A 20,536-nucleotide genomic window follows, 5' to 3' on the forward strand; every position below is an offset into this window, starting at 1 on the left:
TAAGAAATCTAAAATCTAAAATCTAAAATCTAAAGTCTAAAATCAAAATATATGAAAGGAATTATTTTAGCGGGAGGTTCTGGCACGCGTTTACATCCATTGACACTTGCTATGAGCAAACAAATGATGCCGGTATATGATAAACCAATGATTTATTATCCGTTGTCTACTTTAATGATGTCAGGGATCAGTGAAATATTAATTATTTCTACTCCGCATGACTTACCTAATTTCAAAAAACTGTTAGGGGATGGCTCTAGTTTAGGTTGTAAATTTAGTTATGCAGAACAGGCAATTCCTAACGGTTTAGCTCAGGCTTTTGTAATTGGAGAAGAATTTATTGGTAATGATGATGTAGCTTTGATATTGGGAGATAATATCTTTTTTGGATCTAATATGCAGGAACTTTTGAAATCAAATACAAAACCAAAGGGTGGTGTTGTTTTTGCTTATCATGTTTCAGATCCAGAACGATATGGGGTTGTGGAGTTTGATGAAAATTTTAAAGCGATTTCTATTGAAGAAAAACCTGAAGAACCAAAATCTAACTTTGCGGTTCCTGGATTATATTTTTACGATAACTCTGTTGTGGAGATTGCCAAAAATATTAAGCCAAGCGCTCGCGGGGAATATGAAATTACTGATGTTAACAAAGTGTATTTAGAAAGAGAAGTTTTGAAAGTAGGTATTTTAAGCAGAGGTACAGCCTGGTTGGATACGGGGACTTTTAATAGTTTAATGCAGGCAGGTCAATTTGTACAGGTTTTGGAAGAAAGGCAAGGGCTTAAAGTGGGTTGTATTGAAGAAATTGCCTGGAGACAAGGATTTATAAATGATGCTCAACTTGAAGAACTAGCTTTACCTTTAGTAAAATCCGGATATGGTACTTATTTGATAGAATTTTTAAAACAAAAGAAAAAAGGTGTTAAAATCTAATTTGCATCAGGAAATAATTTTTTAAAAACTTTAATTTGTATTTTTGTAAGACAGACAAGGTTTATAAAATTAAACTACACCAAATTGAATACAGACAAACAAACCAAAATAGCCTCTTTATTGCATAATTTTCTCTCACCCAGGAATCTAAGAAGTAGCATTAATAATCTTAGCTATTTGCCTAGGTGGATTATCATTGCAATAGACGTAATGGTACTGATTTTTTCGTTTACGTTTACTTATATGTTGTTTGAAGGAACGGCATTGGGCTATATTATTACTTCTCATCAGTTTTATTTTGTTACTAGCTTAATTGTTATTAATATATTTTTCTTTTGGCTATTTAGAACATATTCGGGGATTATAAGACACTCTTCTTACATAGATGCTATTAAACTACTGTTTTCTCAAATGTCGGTTTTAGTGTTTTTTTTATTTTTCAATTTAGTTTTTGAGTTATATACTGGACACAAGGCATTTTTAAACACAGCACTTTTTATAAATCTGGTTTTATCATTTTGTGGTTTATTTTTATACCGTGTTGTTGTAAAACAAACTTTTGAATTGTATTTTTCAGAGAAAACCAATTCTAAGTTAATTAGAACGGTAATTTATGGAACTGATGCTAATGCTATTTCAGTAGCTAATGCATTAAAATTTGAAACACCTTCAAGATTTAAAATTGTGGGTTTTGTTGATAAAAATAATCAGAATGCATCTAAGAGAATGCTGGATTTGCCAATTCTGATTTTAAGAAAAAAATTACCTGCTTTAATGCGTTCTGTAGCAGCAGAAGGTGTTATTATAGCAGATAAAAGTTTATCAAAAGAAGAACAATTAATTATAGTAGATCAATGTCTTGAATTCAATTACAGAGTATATACTGTACCATTAATTTCGGATTGGGAAAATCAAAAAGAAATTTCTCAAAAAGTAAAAAACATTCAGATTGAAGATTTATTAGAAAGAAAACCGATAGTTCTGGATAGTAAATCTATTTCTAAACAATTAAAAGACAAAACGATTCTTATTACTGGTGCTGCCGGATCAATAGGGAGCGAGATAGTGAGGCAGGTTTTAGGTTTTAATCCTAAGGTAGTTATTATTTTAGATCATGCTGAAACTCCCCTTCACAATTTATGTTTAGAAACCATAGCTTTAGGATCACAGGCAAAAATCGTAACAGTTATTGCAGATGTTAGAAGTAAAAAAGCTTTAGAAAAAGTTTTTAAAAATTACAATCCTCACGTTGTGTTTCATGCTGCAGCTTATAAACATGTTCCTTTGATGGAGGAAAATCCATCACAAGCCATCCAGACGAATATTAAAGGAACTAAAAACCTGGCTGACTTAGCGTGTAAATATCGTGTAAAGAAATTTGTTATGGTATCTACTGATAAGGCAGTGAATCCTAGTAATGTTATGGGGGCCAGTAAACGAATAGCAGAGAAATATGTTCAATCTTTATTTTTGAAAAATCAAAAAGAAAATATTGATGGGGCAACTAAATTTATTACAACACGTTTTGGAAATGTTTTAGGCTCAAACGGATCAGTCGTTCCTTTGTTTACAAAACAAATTGCTGAGGGAGGTCCAGTAACCATTACCCATCAGGATATTATTCGTTATTTTATGACCATTCCGGAAGCTTGTCAATTGGTACTGGAAGCCGGTGCAATGGGTAACGGAGGTGAGATTTATATTTTTGATATGGGTAAACCAGTTAAAATTATAGATTTGGCAAAAAAAATGATTAAACTGGCAGGATTTATTCCGGACAAGGAAATCAAGATTAAAATCGTAGGTTTAAGACCTGGAGAAAAGTTATATGAAGAATTATTAAATGATACTTCTAAGACTTTACCAACTTATCATAATAAGATCATGATCGCTCAGGAAATACAAGACGAATATGAGAATTTACATATTGAAATCGACGAGCTTATAGGTATTGCTGATTTTTATGATAACGATGACATTGTAACTAAAATGAAGAAAATTGTTCCCGAATTTAAAAGTATGAATTCTGCTTTTGAAGTTTTAGATAAGTAGTTTCTTATGATAAATTGAATTTTAGATTCAAATAGTGCAAAAAAGGTGTTTTTTTATAAAACGCCTTTTTGCTTTTTAGCTAATTTATAAGCGAATAAAAATCTTGTTAAATACATTTAGTGGAGTATTATTCGAGTGAAAAGGTTTAGACAATATTACTTCTGTAATAACATAATTACAATTGAATTGTAATAATTTTAAAATGAACGACAACAATACCCCAAATGATTGGTTGTTTGAAATAACACCTAAAAATAAATTCTTCTCTCTAAACCTAAAAGAAGTTTGGCAATACAGAGATTTGTTATTACTCTTTGTAAAACGCGATGTTATTACTGTTTACAAACAAACTGTCTTAGGGCCGCTTTGGTATTTAATCCAGCCTTTATTTACTTCTGTAACATTTACAATAATTTTCAATAACGTTGCCGGTATTGATACAGGTACTGTTCCTCCATTTTTGTTTAATTTGGCTGGAATAACCGTTTGGAATTATTTTACAGCATGCCTAACGGGAACTTCAGACACGTTTAAAGCGAATGCTGCAATATTTGGGAAGGTATATTTTCCTCGAATTATTACTCCTCTATCTGTTGTAATTTCGAACCTTGTAAAATTCGGAATTCAATTTTTGATTTTTATCGGATTTTACATTTTCTATTATTTTCAAGGAGCAAATTTGGGGTTAAATGGCCTGATTTTATTTTTCCCAATTTTGATTATTATAATGGGACTTTTAGGGCTAGGATTAGGAATGCTAATTTCGGCAATGGTCACAAAATATCGTGATTTTAGTCATTTAATTGGCTTTGGGATACAGTTATTAATGTACATGTCTGCGGTCATGTATCCTATGAGTTTAATTAAAGATAAATTGCCTGGCTATGGATGGCTAGTAGAGTATAATCCATTAGCATATATAATAGAAACAGCTCGCTATATGCTTTTAAATGTGGGAGAAGTTTCGGTTTTAGGATTATTGTATACTTTGGCTGTTACTATTGCAGTATTTTTTATAGGACTTTTAGTTTTCAACAAAACCGAAAAAAGTTTTATAGATACTGTTTAGAATTGAATATTAAAAACTGTTTACTTCACTTACCATTTTAGATTTACAATTGAAAAAAGATATAATATTAAAAGCCGAAAATATCTCTAAACAATATCGTTTAGGGCAAGTAGGCACCGGAACTTTAAGTCATGATATCAATCGTTGGTGGCACAAGATTCGAGGAAAAGAAAATCCGTATTTAAAAATAGGAGATGTAAATGATCGTTCTATCAAAGGAACTTCTGATTATGTTTGGGCTTTACAAGATATAAACTTTGAGGTTGAACGGGGAGAAGTTTTAGGAATCATTGGTAAAAATGGAGCAGGAAAATCAACACTTTTAAAAATACTTTCAAAAGTTACAGCTCCAACTACGGGAAGTATAAAGTCTCGCGGACGTATTGCATCGCTTCTAGAAGTAGGAACGGGTTTTAATGGTGAAATGACCGGACGAGAAAATATTTTCCTGAACGGAGCAATTCTAGGAATGACCAAAAAAGAAATTGCCTCAAAACTTGATGAAATTATAGAGTTTTCAGGTTGTGAGCGTTATATTGATACTCCTGTAAAAAGATATAGCTCTGGAATGACAGTTCGTTTGGCATTTGCTGTAGCAGCTTTTTTAGAACCTGAAATATTGGTTATCGATGAGGTCTTAGCTGTTGGTGATGCAGAATTTCAGAAGAAAGCTATTGGGAAAATGCAGGATATTTCTAAAGGTGAAGGAAGAACTGTTTTGTTTGTGAGTCATAATATGGCAGCGGTGAAGAGTTTGTGTACAAGGGGTATACTTCTAGAAAATGGTAATGTGAAGTTAATTGGAAGTATAGATGAAGTGATGAATCAATATAGTGTAAACGAAGATATTTATAGTAAAGTTTTAGTTACTCAAAATAATTCTCAAAAGATTAAACCACAGTTAAAATATATATATATGGATGAAAATGAGATTTTTAATAACAATCTCATTTTAACAGCAGAGTTTATTTCTTCCATTGATATTAACAACCCATCTTTAGGAATTGTAGTTTTTAATCATTTAAATAATCCCGTATTTGGAACTAATTCTAGAATACATAATAATGGATATTTGGATAAAAAATGTAAAGAAGGGAAGATAAAACTAACAATCAAAAATTTGCCTTTATTACCCGGACACTATTTCATTTCAGTTTACTTTGGAGATTCAATTTCAGATTTTGAAAGATATGAAGAAGTCCTGAAATTTGAATTAAAAGATTTTTCGAACGTTGCACCAAATATGCCTGAGATTAAGCATATTGGATCAATAAGAATAGAAAATGTTGAATGGAGTATTTATAATTAATTTTATGAAAAATATAATCAGTCCTTTAACGAATTCTAATAATGTTAAGTTAATTAAAATATTTCAAATTTCAGAGATAATAAAGAGATGGAAAGATCAATTTGATATTGATATAAGTAATGAATTTGATAAAGATTATGAGACAATTAGTTTATATCAATGTGTTGATTCTAGTTTGCTTTTTTTTGAGCCAAAATTTGAGGGAAGCTCTAATGTTTATAAAGAATTACAGAATAAATTTGATTGGTACTATTTAGAAGATAAATGGGAATATGACATTGCAGTAAAAGAGATTTACGGTAAAAAAAATATTATAGAAATAGGAAGTGGAAAAGGTACATTTATTAGTAAAATAATCAAAAAATATAATGTGAATATTGTAGGCTTAGAAACTAGTGAAGAAGCAGTTTCAACTGCCCAAGCTAATGGCCTGCCTGTTTACTTGAGTAATATTGATGATTTTTTTAAAGAAAATCCAAATTATGAAGTAGACGCTATAATATCATTTCAAGTACTAGAACATTTATCTGAACCATTAAATTTTTTGAAAGAGCATATTTCCTATATGAAAATAAAATCTAAACTAATTTTATGTGTTCCTAATGTAAATTGCTTTTACAAATATTCAGATGAACTTTTAGATATGCCACCGCACCATGCGACTAAATGGTCTAAGGAAACTTTTCTATATTTAGAAAAAATTTTACCTATAAAATTGAAAAAAATTTACTACGAACCATTACATACATTACATAAAAATATATGGTTGCGTAATTATTCTAAACATTTTAGATCAGAAACCTGGTATGGTATTCTTCTCTTTAATAAAATAACTATGCCAATAATTAGTAAATTACTTGATAATAGGGGATTTAGAAAATTAATTATTGGTCATACAATTTATGTATCATTCGAAAAAGTTGAGTAGTCAGAAATTAAAATTTCTATTTGTAGCACATGATGCTTCACTTACAGGAGCTCCTATTCTGTTATTGAATCTAATAGATTTAATTCATCAAGAAAAGCAATTTGACTTTAAAATTGTAATTAAATCAGGAGATGGGCCATTGAAAAAGGAATTTGAAAAACTTGGAGAGGTTGTACTGTGGAGAGATAGACAAAAGAGAAGATTATTAAATCGAGTAATTTCGTTTATGAAATTTAAAAGTACAAAAAGTAATAAAATTCAAAAATGGATAAATGAGAGTGATATCATATTTTCAAATACGATTACAAATGGAGATTTTTTTGAAGCATTTAATTTCGCAAAGAAATTGCAAATAGTAAGTTATGTTCATGAACTTGAATTAGCTACTGATTTTTATACAACTTCAGAACATCTGAAGTTTGTAAAAAAACTAACTACACATTTTTTAGTGCCTTCAAATGCTGTTGCAAAACATTTGTGTGAAAATTTGGATATCAAATTAGACAAAATACATAATCTAAATTATTTTATACCAGAGTTTTCTTTTAATATAAAAACGATTAAGCAATCTAAAAAAGAATTTGTAATAGGTATAGCAGGTACTTTAGATTGGAGAAAAGGAGCAGATATACTTTCAATTGTGGTTTCTGATTTTTTTAGAAAGTATCCTGACGCAAATGTTAGATTTGTTTGGAAAGGTGTAAACAAAAAATCTATCGAATTTAAGAGAATAAGACTAGAATTAAAAAAATGTAATCTTTCTGAAAAAGTTATATTTGAAACGGCATCTAAAGAAATGGATACTTTCTACAATAACATAGATATATTCTTACTTCTTTCTAAAGAAGATCCCTATCCATTAGTTGTTCTTGAAGCTGCTAATTATTTTAAACCGTGTATTTGTTTTTCTGGCGCAGGCGGGGCTGCTGAATTTGTAGAAAAAGATGCTGGAGATGTAATCCCATACTTAGACATCGAAAAGCTCTCTAATGTATTATTTGGTTATTATTTAGATAGAGAACAATTATATGTTAAGGGAAAGAATGCCAATGCAAAATTAATAAGGTTGCATCAGGATAAGGAATTAATATTAGATCAAATATCAAATATTTTAATACTGTAAAAAAGTAAAACATGATAAAACCCATAGCGATATATCTTCCTCAATTTCATCCAATACCTGAAAATGATATTTGGTGGGGAAAAGGTTTTACAGAATGGACAAATGTAACAAAAACATCTTCAAGGTTTGAAGGACATTACCAACCTCACTTACCAGCTGATTTGGGTTTTTACGATTTACGATTGGAAGAGTCACGTTTGGCACAAGAAGAATTGGCTAGAACTTATGGCATCCATGGCTTTTGCTATTATCATTATTGGTTTAATGGAAAACTTGTCTTACATGAACCCTTAGATAGAAAAATAAAAAATTCTAATGAAAAACTACCATTTATGATGTGTTGGGCCAATGAAAATTGGACAAGAACATGGGATGGAGCAGAGAAGGAAATTTTATTAAATCAAGAATATAGCTTTGAAGATGATCTAAACCATATAAACCATTTAATATCTTATTTTAAAGATGATAGATATATTAAAGTAAATGGAAAACCAGTATTTATAATATATCGGCCAAAATTTCTCCCGGATATTGAGGAGACCATAAAAATATGGAGAGATGAAGTAAAGAAGGCTGGTTTTCCAGATCTTTACATTGGATTTTCTCAAAATCATGAACATGATTATCATCCAAAATTAAAAGGTTTTGATTTTGCGTTTCAATTTCAGCCTGATTTTGAGACTCAGTCTAAAAAAAATGTATTCAATATGAGTATATTAAAAAGGATAAAACGTCGTTTGATGAAATATATGGGACTAAAATTAGAAAAAGATCAATATTATTATGATTACTTTGATTATGTGCAAAAGCAAATAGAGTTAAATTTTAATAAAGATGTCTATCCGGGAATAACTCCAATGTGGGATAATTCGGCAAGAAGAAAAACAGATCCTTTTATCTTACACAATTCAACACCTGAAAAATACAAATTTTGGTTATCACATATTAAAAAAAACTACTCTTGGGAAGAAATGCCTGAAAGCTTTTTATTTATAAATGCCTGGAATGAATGGGCAGAGGGAAATCACTTAGAGCCTTGCCAAAAATGGTCAACATCTTACTTAGAAGCTACGAAGGAAATACTTAATTAAATTATATCAAAATTCGTTCAATTGAATTTAGTTTTTAAATGACAAGAAATAATAATTTCGACTTTTTAAGATTACTCTTTGCAGTTTTTGTAATAATATCTCCTTCCTATTTAATTGTTGTGTATTTTTTGTTTTTTAAAAATGAGATTATTTTTTAATTTTTATCAATTAAACAGTAGACACTTACGAAGTTTATATTTATGGGTTTCTAATTCAACGAAAATTAATTCATTATTTTAAATTGAATCTACAGTTTTAAAATACAAGAACAGAAGCTTCCTAAGATAAAAACTTTTAAGAGAGTAATATTAAAAAACTATAAATGTTAAAGATTAAAAGATTAAGATGAATAAAGTGGAGCAAATTTCTCCTTTGGTTTCTATTATAATTCCAACTTTTAATAGAGAAAAATTAATTAAGGAAACTTTAGAATCTGTAGCATCACAAACCTATGCTAATTGGGAATGTGTTATTGTAGATGATGGATCTACAGATAAAACTGTTACGGTTGTTAAAGAATTTATTAAAAATGACAATCGTTTTACATTTTATGCTTTAGAACATAAAGGAGTCAGTTATGCGCGTAATCATGCATTAAGTAAAATTTTAGGAGAGTTTATACAATTTTTAGATTCAGATGATTTATTACATAAAAATAAAATATCTGAATCATTAAAAGCTTTAGCGAAAGAGGAGTTAAATCATAAAATTGTAATCTCGAATTTTATGATGTTTAGAGACACATTACAAAATATGGAACCGCCTTTTTGTAAACTCACTCCAAATGTATTTACTTTTGAAAAAGTATTATACGATTGGGATTTTCAGTTTAATATTCCAATTCATTGCGGGCTTTTTCATAAAAGCAATTTCGTAAATTTTCAATTTCAGTCAGAACTTGGCGCAAAAGAAGATTGGATCATGTGGCTGAAGATTTTTAAAAATAATCCGGAGGTTATTTTTATAGATTTGCCATTAGCCTATTATAGATATCATGATAAAAATATGACCAAAGATTTTGTGCACATGAAAAGCAATTTCTTTTATTCTTTTTCTATTCTCAAAACAATGGTGTCTGAAAGTGATTTTGAAGCTTTTTTAATCTTTTTAATCGAAAAGTATTATCAGCAATCAAGTGAAAATGCATTGGTACTTAAAAAATATAAACACTCTAATTCGTATAAAACAGGAAATAGAATAAGAAAAATAATTTCTAAATTACATTTACTAGGATTAAGCAAATGGATATTGATGAAAGTTGGCAATACACAATAATTACAAAATGAAAAAATGTAATTGTAGTAGTGGCTATAACTAAATAATATGAAAAAAATACTGATTATTGGTCCAATAGGAGATTTTGGAGGGAGAGAACTAGAGTCTGGTTTTATGGCATCAGCTTTATCTTCAAAATATATTGTAGATATATGTACTACAGGTTCATTGTCAAATAAATCTCAGGTATTTAACTTCAATAAAAAACAAAAGGTTTTTTCACTCGCTGACTTAGCTTGTCAGCAATATTTAGTTCTGAAATTATTGGCATTATTGAGTTACGTTAAAAATAGTTGCAAAGGGGTTTGGAGTAGTTATGTAAATAATAATATTGCGAAATATTTTTTTAATTATAACAAAAAAAGACTTCTTATTGTACAAAAACTAGTAGCTCAATACGATGTTATATTCATTTGTGCTCAATTATCTTCTTCACTAGTGAACGACATAATTACTTTTGCTAAGCTAAATAATAAAAAGATATTATTTAGAACAACGGGAACAATTAGCGAAGGCAGTTTTCCTTATATTGAAAACGTAAATTCATTTATACATCATTCAAAAGTTAATGCCAGTAATTTAGAAAAATTCAAGAATCACGATTATGTAATTATTGATCAGTGTGCTTTTAATGAGAAAGAGTTATTAAATGTGTCTTTATCACAAAGTGGTATACATAATTTTTTGATTTTAGGAAGACTTTCACCTGAAAAAGGAGTTGAAGAATTAATATCTTTTTTTTTACAAGTTTGTCTAAAGAATGATACTTTATATTTAGCAGGAAATGGGCCTTTGGAGAATTATTTAAGAAATAAATACAAAGAAGCAGACAATATAAAATTTCTAGGATTTATAGAGAGAGAACATCTTTCAGATTTGTTTAATCGTATTGATTGTTTAATAATTTGTTCACCTGAAGAGTCAGGCCCATTAGTTGGGGTTGAAAGTATGGCGGCAGGTAAATTAATTATTTCTACAAGAGTTGGTGCAATGACTGAAAGATTAGCAGAAAGTTTAAATCAATTTTGGTTCGATTATAATGATTTAGAATCCTTTAAAAAAACAGTCCAGAGTGTTAAATTATTAAATCAAGATGAGGTGAAGTCCATTTCTGATTCTCTAAGAGATTGCTATTTAAAAGACTATAGTTTGGATAAAATCAAAAAAAAGTATTTGTCAACTGTAAATGGAGTATTGAACAAATGAAGATAATGATTTGTAAATGGAGATATTCGTTGTATAAAATATTTTTAAAATGATTGCGATCATTATTCCGTATTATAAGCTTGAGTTTTTTGAGGCAACTTTAGAATCCCTAAAAAATCAGACAGATAAAAGATTTAAAGTTTATATAGGAAACGATTCAAGTCCCGAAGATCCAAAACCTTTGCTGAATAAGTTTAAGGATACTTTTGAATATAGTTATCATTTTTTTGATTCCAATCTGGGAGGAACCTCTTTGGTAAGACAATGGCAGCGATGCATTGCTCTTATCGATTCAGAAGAGTGGATCATGATTCTGGGCGATGACGATGTTTTAAGTGATAATGTGGTCGAATTATTTCATAAAAATCAACAAGAAATAAAAAATCAAAATAGTAATGTAGTGCGTTTTTCTACCAAAGTTATAAACGAAAAACACGAAGTTATTTCCGTTAAATTCGATCATCCTATTTTAGAAAACGGACAAGATTTTTTGACAAGAAAATTTTCAAAAAAAACACGAAGCTCATTAAGCGAGTATCTGTTTAAAAAAGAAATCGTCGAGCAAAAAAAGTTTAAAGATTTACCGCTTGCCTGGCATTCTGATGATTTGGCTGTATTAGAATTTTCTACACCCAATTTTATTTATTCCATAAACGCGGCTTCACTTTTTATTAGAGTTTCAAATTTAAGTATTACAGGCGATTCAAGTAGCAATGATCGTAAAAATGGGGCAACCTTTGAGTTTGTTGAAATACTTTTTACAGGATACAATTCTCTATTTACAAAACTTCAAAAAAAAGTAATTCTAGATAAACTTGAAATCGCTTTTTTGAATATACCATCATTTAAAAATTATAAAATAGTAATTAATCATCATTTTAATCAAATAAGTTTTGGATCGGCCATAAATTTTCAGTTGCGATTAATAAAATATCGCGTAATTTTGATCCTGCAAAAACTCAAAGTGTTTAATGTTGTTTATGCATTGTATGCTAAAATACTAAATAAATGAAAAACTTTTTTTTAGTGATTCCCACAAGAGACAGATTAGAATGTTTGTCTAATTTGTTACTAGATTTAAATGCCTTCGAAAAATATATTTCACAAGTTATTATAGTCGATCAAAGTCAGATCGATATAGCATCAGATCTTAATAAGCTATCACTAGATTTTAGTTTTACTTTAGTAAAAAATGAAAGAGAAAAATCAGTAAATCATTCTAGAAATCAGGCTTTAAAATATTATAAAGACGAAGAATGGCTGTTTTTTCTTGATGACGATCTAAGAATTCCAAATTTAGCATTTAAGCAAATTGTCGAGGTTTTAAAACCTGATATTATAGATGTTTTAATTCCAGGAATTCAGTTTGACGGAATGGAAACAGCTGAATTTAAGTATAAAACCATTTTAGATACAATAGCAAAACCACATAATTTTTCAAAATCAAGGTTTAGATTGCAAGTATGTTCAGGTTTAAATATTGTAAAAAAAGATGTTTTTAAAGAAGCAGGTTTTTTCTTTGATGAAAATTTTACAATATGGGGCGATGATTGGGATTATGGAATGCGTTTGCTCCAGGCAGGAGCAAATATTTATTTTCAGCCTAAAATTCTGGTCGAACATTTAGAGATTCCTGTAGGCGGACAAAGAGATAAAGGAAAATCAATTGATATTGAATTAGAAAAACAAAAGTTGTATTTCTACTTTTACAAAAAACATTTTTCCAGTACTGTCTTAAAACAGCAATTTTATTTAAGTGTAATCGAAGGAATCAAAATAATAGTACAAACAGGAAAGATTTCAAAATTACAAAAATGTCTCAAAGGATATCGGTTAATGAAGTTAATGAAATAATATAAAGGTCTTTTAATTTCGTAAAGAGATGAGAATAGCAATTACAGGAGAAAAAGGCTTTATAGGAATACATCTAACCCAATATTTTAGAAATATCCTGAAATATGAAGTCGTAGAACTTGGTAGAGATTATTTAGAACAGCTTTCAAAAATAAAACAATTAGACTGGCTTATTCATGGGGCTTTTATTCAAAGGCATTCTGATGCTGATACTCTAATAGCTTTAAATAGAAAATTAACCAGCGACACTATAAAATGTTTAGCAGATAATGATCTTAAATGTAACATTGCTTTTTTATCGTCCTTACAGGAAGATTTAGATAATGCTTATGGGCAATCTAAAAAAGAGGCAAAAATCGCATTGAGAAAATATTGTTCATCAATCAACAAAGAGTTTGTATCGTATAAACTTCCTAATATTTTTGGGATTTATGCCGTACCCGATAAAACATCTTTTGTTGCAACATTTTGCTATAATTTGCACAATCAATTGCCTATAAATTTCAATAAAAATAAAATAAAATTGGTTGGTATAAATGACGTATTGGCAATCGTATCTAATTTTAAAGAAAGTGAAATTTCATATATAGAAACTACAGTTGAAGAAATTTATAAACTATTGAAGTCTTTTCATGATATTAACGTGAGTCATGAATTTCCTGAATTGAAGAACAAATTTGAGTTAGATTTGTATCAAACCTATTTAAGTTATATTAATTATAAAATATGAGATTATTTATTACAGGCGGAGCAGGTTATCTTGGAAGAGAAATAGTTAAAAGTTTTTATGATAAGGCCGAAATAACGATTTACAGCAGAGATGAGGCTAAACATTATTATTTAAAAAAGCAATTTCCAAAAATTAACTGTGTAATTGGAGACGTCTCAGATTTTAAGTTAATGAATAAAGCGGCAAAAAATCATGATCATGGAATATTTGCGGCATCTTTAAAACAAATTGAAGCAGTCGACCAGAATGTTGAGGTGGCTTTAAGGACTATCGTAAACGGAGCTATTAATTCTAGAAATGTAGCCGAAGAGAATAATTTTAAAGCAGCATGTTTTATCTCATCAGATAAAAGCAGAGCAGCCACAACATTATATGGAGCAATGAAATTTATTGGCGGAGAATCTTTTATTGTAGATGCCGAAAAATCGAATGTTAATCTTACTACAGCCATTTATGGGAATGTTCTAAATTCAACCGGAAGTATTATTCCGCTGATATTAGATTCAATTAAAAATAAATACGAGCTAAAGTTATACTCGCCTGAAATGACACGTTTTATGATCGATGTAGAAGCAGCAGTTGGACTAATTCACAATTCATTTCAATTTACAGGCTTTAATATCATCCCAAACATCCCTAGTTTTAGCGTTTTAGATCTTTTTGAAATTTATCAGGAAGAATTTGGACTGAAATTTACATTAGGAGTACCAAGAATTTCAGAAAAAATACATGAAATTATGATCGCTAAAGAAGAAACTCCCAGAACTTATTTGGATAAAAAACTGAATTTGTATATGATGCATTATAAAAATATTTATGATAATTCTAATGTTAATTTCGATGAATTTTCCAGTGAAAATGTAGTAGTCTCTAAAGAAGAATTATATAAAAAATTGAAAGAAAATAATTTCTTTACTCTTTAAGGATTGTTATTAAAAGTTAAAATTAGCATTTTATGAGAATAGGCAGTAATCCTAATAAAGAGATTAATCAAGAACAATCTTTTTATATACACCAGATAATAGTTCCGGTTTACATTCCTAATGAAGAAGGATATTTTTTAGATGCACTCAAAATATTAAAAATTTGTCTGAATTCTTTATTCAATACCATTCACGAAAGAACTTTTGTTACCATTGTAAATAACGGAAGTTGTGCTAATGTTGTCGAATATCTCAATCAGCTTTTTGAAGAAAATAAAATAAAAGAGTTAATACATACTGATAATATTGGTAAAATAAATGCTGTTTTTAAGGGATTGTCAGGAAATAATATAGAACTGGTAACCATAACAGATGCAGATGTTATGTTTTTTGCTGACTGGCAATCACAGACCGTAAATGTTTTTTCTAAAATACCAAAAGCGGGTGTCGTAGGTATTGTTCCGCAATTTAAAATGTATACAAGTCACTGTGGGAATGTTATTTTTGATAATTTATTTAATAAAAATCTGAAATTTCTTCCTGTAAAGAACCAAGAAGCCTTAATACATTTTTATGACAGCATTGGTTGGGATAGAAATTATAATCAGGATTACTTAAAATACGCATTAGGTTTAATTTATGACGATGTGCAGTGTTTTGTGGGTTCGGGTCATTTTGTAGCAACATATAAAAAAGATGCTTTTGAAGAATTATTTTCCTTTATTGGAGGCAGAAAGGCAGCAGGCATCGGCGAAACCTATATTGATAATAAACCTTTAGAAAAAGGGTATTGGAGGCTTACAACTTATGATAATTATGCCTGTCATATGGGTAATGTTTATGAGGATTGGATGAAAAATATAGCAACCAATACAACGACAGTAAATTTTTCGAATTTAAATTTTATAAAATGTAAAAAAATTAGTGCTGCAAGTTATTATCTGAAAAATAAGGTTTTTGTAAAAATACTTGCGGCAAAAGAAATTTCGAGGTTATTTATAAAATGGAAAAAATTGCCAAAAGAAATGGTGAAAAAGTATTAAATGAGAGTAGGCTATACCACTTTTTCAATTGTTATAACCACTAAAAACCGTAAAGATGATTTAGCTATCACTTTACATAAGATTCGATATTTACTAAAAAGAGAAGATGTTGCATGTATTATTTGTGATGACGGATCAACAGATGGTACATTTTCTTTTATAAAAGAACAATATCCGGAAATTCAATTGATTCAGAATCCTCTAAGCAAAGGTTTAATTTACAGCCGAAATAGATTAATGAGTCTTGTAAATTCTAAATATGCCATTTCTATAGATGACGATTTGCATTTTATAACTAAAAATCCTTTAGAATATATTGAAGATGCATTTAATAAAAACCCTAAAATAGGGCTGTTAGGTTTTAGAATTTTCTGGAATCCCCAAGAACCTAAAATAATAGCAAGCAATCATGTTTCACATAGAATGAAAAGTTTTGTAGGTTGCGGTCATGTTTGGCAAATGTCGGCATGGAAAGATATTCCTGATTATCCGGACTGGTTTATATTTTATGGAGAAGAAGATTTTGCATCCTGCCAATTGTTCAAAAAAAATTGGGAAATACATTATTTGCCCGCAGTTTTAGCTAATCACAGAGTAGATATTAAGTCCAGAAAAAAGAACGCAGATTATAATATTCGATTGCAAAGATCTCTAAGAGCGGGCTGGTATTTATATTTTTTATTTGTACCCATTAAATATATTCCCCGAAAAATGATATATTCGATTTGGATTCAAATAAAAACAAAAGTATTTAAAGGAGATTTTAAAGCTTTAAAAGCTTTAGTTTTAGCATTTTTAGATTTGGTAATCTCAATTCCTAAAATTATTAAAAACAGCAATAGATTGTCTGATTTTGAGTATCATGAATATCAAAAATTAGAAGAAACGCAACTTTACTGGCAGCCAGAAAAAGATATTATTCCTTAATTTTTTTAAATGAAAAACATCGCTATAATTCCAGCCCGGGGCGGATCTAAAAGATTGCCGGAAAAAAATATAAAATTATTAAACGGGTTGCCATTACTTTCATTTAGTATATTATATGCACAGGCAAATAGTGATATTATTGATGAAGTATATGTTTCTACAGACGATGATAATATAAAAAAAATCGCCTTGCAATACGGTGCAAAAGTTATCGATAGGCCCAAGGAAATTTCAGGTGATTTTGAGCCAACAGTTTCAGCATTAAAGCATGTATTGCAAAATATAGATTATGCAGTAGATAATGTTTTTTTGTTGCAGGCGACAAACCCCATTCGTCCCGAAGATTTATTAAAAAAGACCTTTCAAATATATCAGGAAGAAAACTGCAGCAGTTTATTTACCGTTTCCAGAAATCACCAAAAATTAGGAAAAATAGCAGATAAAAAGTTTATTCCATACAATTACAAAATAGGACAAAGAAGTCAGGACCTTGAGCCTCTTTATTTTGAGAATGGATTACTTTATATCACAAAAGCAGCATTGATTATGCAGAACATAATTATTTCTGAAGATGCTTTTCCTTTCAAAATAGAGCATATTTTTGCCAACATTGATATTGACACGCAGGAAGACTTTGATTACGCCCAATATTTATACAAAAAACATATAAAATAATAATTCAGAACCTACTTTATGAATCCGTATATAGAAATAGCAGCAAGAAAAATTGGACAAGATTTTCCACCTTTAGTAATTGCCGAGATCGGAATTAATCATGAAGGCTCTCTGCAAGTCGCCAAAGAAATGGTAGATGCTGCAGAAAGAGCAGGAGTTGAAGTCGTAAAACATCAGACTCACATTGTAGAAGATGAAATGAGTGGTGCGGCTAAAAAAGTAATTCCAGGTAATTCTGATGTTTCTATTTACGAAATCATGGAGCGCTGTTCTTTAAATGAAGCCGATGAATTGGAGCTTAAAAGTTATGTCGAAAGCAAAGGAATGATTTTTATATCAACTCCATTTTCTCGTGCCGCTGCAGAACGTTTAGAAAAGTTTGATATTCCGGCTTATAAGATTGGTTCTGGCGAGTGCAATAATTATCCATTATTAGAGCATATTGCTTCGTTTGGAAAACCGGTCATTTTAAGCACAGGTATGAATACTATCGAAAGTGTTCAAAAAGCAGTATCTATTTTTGACAAGCATAATATTCCGGTGGCACTTTTACATACCACAAATTTATATCCTACACCAATTCACCTAGTACGTTTTGGTGCAATGGCCGAACTTCATGAAGCATTCCCGGATAAAGTTTTTGGTTTAAGCGATCATACTTTAAACAATAATGCCTGTTTAGGAGCAGTAGCTTTAGGAGCAAGTATTTTAGAACGACATTTTACAGATCATATGCAGCGCACAGGACCGGACATTGTTTGCAGTATGGATGAAAAAGCTTGTCAGGAATTAATAGTTTCATCTGCAGAGATCGCTTTAATGCGAGGAGGAACTAAAAAGCCGGCACCTGAAGAACGGGTAACAATTGATTTTGCATTTGCTACAGTTTGTGCCATCGCTCCAATTAAAAAAGGGGAAGTTTTTTCTAAAGAAAATATCTGGGTTAAACGCCCAGGAACAGGAAAAATATTGGCAGAACATTTTAATGAGTTAATTGGTAAAACCGCAACTAGAGATATTCAAAATGATGAACAACTAGATTGGGATGATATAAAATAAATTTCATACTCCCGAATTTAACCTACGGATCATTTTGAAACAAAATTACAGACTAAGAGAACTTGATTTTTTAAGAGGAATTGCAATTGTTCTCGTACTAATGCGTCATCAGCAATTATACGATTTTACAACAAAAATGGGATGGATTGGTGTTGATCTCTTTTTTGTACTTAGTGGCTTTCTTGTATCCGGCTTATTATTTAGAGAATACTTAAAGTTTGGCAACATACAACCGGGTTTGTTTCTAATAAGACGGGGATTTAAAATCTATCCGATTTATTATCTAACCTATTTTTTATATTTAGTTTCAAAAATAATAAAACATCAATTTGAATTGAAAGGACTTTTATCAGACCTGTTTTTTGTTCAAAATTATGTTTATGGCTGGGGTTACGCCTATATCCCGAGTTGGTCATTAGCTGTAGAAGAACATTTCTATTTTAGTTTTGCACTATTATTATGGTTGGGAATTAAATACTCATGGATTGACTTAAAATCAGGTGTAGAAAGAAAAATAAGTAAGTTCGAAATTGGGATATTTCTAATTATGATCTCTTGTTTAATTGGTAGAACCATTAGCAATATTTACTTTCAGGGAAATGGCGATAAAAATTTTACGATGTCTCATCTACGAGTAGATTCACTTTTGTCAGGTACTTTAGTTTCCTATCTCTACTATTTTAAAAAAGAAAAATTAGTATTGTTTTTTCAATCAAACAAAGTAGTTCTAATGATTCTCTCGTTTGTCTTGCTTTTTTTTACGCCATTCGTAGATTTTGAAGATTCATTTTTTGTGAGAACATTTGGCTTTACATTTCTCTATATATCATTTGCAATTCTGCTTATTTATTTTTTAATAAATGATAACATAAATAAGCAACTTGATACCCTTTTTTCAAAAACAGGAGTTGATATTATAAGTAAAATAGGATTTTCATCTTATAGTATATATATCATACACGGTTTTGTGAATTTTATATTTGCTTTATTAAACAACTTCTTTTTGAATAATGTATTACATCAAACAGTGTTCTTTTTTATTACATCTGTTACAAGTGTTGTATCAGGAATATTGATGACGTGGTATGTAGAAAAATATTTTTTAAATACTAGAGAGAAATACTTTCCTAATAGAATAAATTAACTTTGCAAAATAATATATTTCTAAACAGTTGTTAGCTGTAAGAAATATAAGATTTTAAATAATTAAATGAAAAAAATCCTTTTTCTTACTGGTACGCGCGCTGATTTTGGTAAAATAAAATCATTGATTCAAATTCTTGAAAAACATCAGGATTTTGAAATTCATGTTTTTGTTACCGGTATGCATCTTCAGGAAGTTTACGGTTATACCCTGATAGAAATAGAGCGTTGTAATTTTAAAAATGTTTTCACATTCGAAAACCATACACATGAAACTACAATGGATTTAACATTGGCAAAAACTATCGAAGGGTTATCAGGTTATTGTAAAACCATTAATCCAGATATGATTGTTGTACATGGTGATCGTGTAGAAACACTGGCAGGAGCAATTGTAGGTTCGCTCAATAATATTTTGGTAGCACATATAGAAGGAGGAGAGATTTCAGGAACAGTCGATGAATTAATCCGACACAGTGTAAGTAAATTGAGTCATATTCATTTTGTATCAAACAAACAAGCTGCAAAAAGGCTGATGCAGATGGGAGAAATCAAAGACTCTGTATTTACAATTGGTTCTCCGGATATCGACATTATGTTTTCTAATCAATTGCCAGATTTAAATACAGCAAAAGAATACTATAAAATTAATTTTGAACACTATGCTATAGTTATGTTTCATCCCGTAACAACTGAAGTTAAAGAGATGAAAAAATATGCAGAAACCTTTGTAAAATCTCTTTTAGAAGACACCCATAATTATGTGGTTATTTTTCCTAATAATGATTTAGGAACCCAGTTTATTCTTGAAGCATATCACAAATTAAAAGACGATTCAAGATTCCGGGTTTTTCCATCCCTTCGATTCGAATATTTTCTGACATTATTAAAAAATAGTCAATTTATAATTGGAAATAGCAGTGCCGGAATCCGTGAAGCACCCTATTACGGAATTCCAATTATTAATATAGGCACAAGACAACAAAACAGATCAATTCATGCAGATATAATTAATACAGATTATACCGAAGATGGTATTAAAGCCGCATTGGCAATAATAGATTCCCATAAAATTCGAAGTATAGAAGATGATTTTGGGCAAGGAAATAGTAATCAGTTATTTTTAGAATGTTTGCAAAAAACAAATATTTGGCAACTCAACCATCAAAAACAATTTAGGGATTTCTAAGCAA

At 29.8% G+C, this 20,536-nt stretch carries 19 protein-coding genes; all 19 read left to right on the forward strand.

Annotation, left to right across the window (positions count from 1 at the left end; genetic code table 11):
* Positions 1–51 precede the first annotated feature (51 nt).
* The 19 genes from rfbA (at position 52) to neuC (ending at position 20,532) form a co-directional block, all read left to right on the forward strand.
* On the forward strand, positions 52–936 hold the full coding sequence (rfbA, locus tag FLP_RS18045; protein ID WP_065450894.1) for a glucose-1-phosphate thymidylyltransferase RfbA: 885 nt from the start codon (positions 52–54) through the stop codon (positions 934–936).
* Between the two features lie 84 nt (positions 937–1,020).
* Positions 1,021–2,988 (forward strand): polysaccharide biosynthesis protein, encoded by a 1,968-nt coding sequence (locus FLP_RS18050; protein ID WP_065450895.1) that lies wholly within the window; start codon positions 1,021–1,023, stop codon positions 2,986–2,988.
* Positions 2,989–3,190: 202 nt separating this feature from the next.
* Positions 3,191–4,057 carry an ABC transporter permease gene (locus FLP_RS18055; protein ID WP_065450896.1) on the forward strand — a complete coding sequence of 289 codons (867 nt, stop codon included), beginning with the start codon at positions 3,191–3,193 and terminating at the stop codon, positions 4,055–4,057.
* Positions 4,058–4,106: 49 nt separating this feature from the next.
* On the forward strand, positions 4,107–5,366 hold the full coding sequence (locus FLP_RS18060; protein WP_065450897.1) for an ABC transporter ATP-binding protein: 1,260 nt from the start codon (positions 4,107–4,109) through the stop codon (positions 5,364–5,366).
* A 4-nt stretch (positions 5,367–5,370) separates the two neighbouring features.
* Positions 5,371–6,294, forward strand: a complete 924-nt coding sequence (locus FLP_RS18065; protein ID WP_158596318.1) for a class I SAM-dependent methyltransferase — start codon at positions 5,371–5,373, stop codon at positions 6,292–6,294.
* Positions 6,287–7,417, forward strand: a complete 1,131-nt coding sequence (locus FLP_RS18070; RefSeq protein ID WP_158596317.1) for a glycosyltransferase family 4 protein — start codon at positions 6,287–6,289, stop codon at positions 7,415–7,417. The genes FLP_RS18065 and FLP_RS18070 overlap by 8 nt, the downstream gene beginning before the upstream one ends.
* Before the next feature lie 11 nt (positions 7,418–7,428).
* Entirely contained in the window at positions 7,429–8,508 is a 1,080-nt protein-coding gene (locus FLP_RS18075; RefSeq protein WP_065450900.1) for a glycosyltransferase WbsX family protein, read from the forward strand.
* Between the two features lie 345 nt (positions 8,509–8,853).
* Positions 8,854–9,783 (forward strand): glycosyltransferase family 2 protein, encoded by a 930-nt coding sequence (locus FLP_RS18080; protein ID WP_065450901.1) that lies wholly within the window; start codon positions 8,854–8,856, stop codon positions 9,781–9,783.
* A gap of 48 nt (positions 9,784–9,831) precedes the next feature.
* Positions 9,832–10,989, forward strand: a complete 1,158-nt coding sequence (locus FLP_RS18085) for a glycosyltransferase family 4 protein (RefSeq protein ID WP_065450902.1) — start codon at positions 9,832–9,834, stop codon at positions 10,987–10,989.
* Between the two features lie 49 nt (positions 10,990–11,038).
* Positions 11,039–12,001, forward strand: a complete 963-nt coding sequence (locus tag FLP_RS18090; protein WP_065450903.1) for a glycosyltransferase family A protein — start codon at positions 11,039–11,041, stop codon at positions 11,999–12,001.
* Entirely contained in the window at positions 11,998–12,843 is an 846-nt protein-coding gene (locus FLP_RS18095) for a glycosyltransferase family 2 protein (RefSeq protein ID WP_065450904.1), read from the forward strand. The genes FLP_RS18090 and FLP_RS18095 overlap by 4 nt, the downstream gene beginning before the upstream one ends.
* 28 nt (positions 12,844–12,871) lie before the next feature.
* The gene (locus FLP_RS18100) at positions 12,872–13,573 is read left to right on the forward strand and encodes a Rossmann-fold NAD(P)-binding domain-containing protein (RefSeq protein ID WP_065450905.1); all 702 of its coding nucleotides are present in this window, start codon (positions 12,872–12,874) and stop codon (positions 13,571–13,573) included.
* Positions 13,570–14,496, forward strand: a complete 927-nt coding sequence (locus tag FLP_RS18105) for a polysaccharide biosynthesis protein (RefSeq protein WP_065450906.1) — start codon at positions 13,570–13,572, stop codon at positions 14,494–14,496. The genes FLP_RS18100 and FLP_RS18105 overlap by 4 nt, the downstream gene beginning before the upstream one ends.
* A gap of 32 nt (positions 14,497–14,528) precedes the next feature.
* Entirely contained in the window at positions 14,529–15,539 is a 1,011-nt protein-coding gene (locus tag FLP_RS18110) for a glycosyltransferase family 2 protein (protein WP_065450907.1), read from the forward strand.
* Positions 15,540–16,466 (forward strand): glycosyltransferase family 2 protein, encoded by a 927-nt coding sequence (locus FLP_RS18115; protein ID WP_065450908.1) that lies wholly within the window; start codon positions 15,540–15,542, stop codon positions 16,464–16,466.
* A 9-nt stretch (positions 16,467–16,475) separates the two neighbouring features.
* Positions 16,476–17,141 (forward strand): acylneuraminate cytidylyltransferase family protein, encoded by a 666-nt coding sequence (locus FLP_RS18120; RefSeq protein ID WP_065450909.1) that lies wholly within the window; start codon positions 16,476–16,478, stop codon positions 17,139–17,141.
* A gap of 18 nt (positions 17,142–17,159) precedes the next feature.
* The gene (gene neuB / locus FLP_RS18125) at positions 17,160–18,200 is read left to right on the forward strand and encodes an N-acetylneuraminate synthase (protein ID WP_065450910.1); all 1,041 of its coding nucleotides are present in this window, start codon (positions 17,160–17,162) and stop codon (positions 18,198–18,200) included.
* 34 nt (positions 18,201–18,234) lie between these two features.
* Positions 18,235–19,344: an acyltransferase family protein gene (locus FLP_RS18130; protein WP_065450911.1), complete on the forward strand. Its 1,110-nt coding sequence runs from the start codon at positions 18,235–18,237 to the stop codon at positions 19,342–19,344.
* Between the two features lie 66 nt (positions 19,345–19,410).
* Positions 19,411–20,532: a UDP-N-acetylglucosamine 2-epimerase gene (gene neuC, locus FLP_RS18135; RefSeq protein WP_065450912.1), complete on the forward strand. Its 1,122-nt coding sequence runs from the start codon at positions 19,411–19,413 to the stop codon at positions 20,530–20,532.
* The last annotated feature ends 4 nt before the right edge of the window (positions 20,533–20,536 follow it).

Source organism: Flavobacterium piscis, assembly GCF_001686925.1.
GTDB lineage: Bacteria > Bacteroidota > Bacteroidia > Flavobacteriales > Flavobacteriaceae > Flavobacterium > Flavobacterium piscis.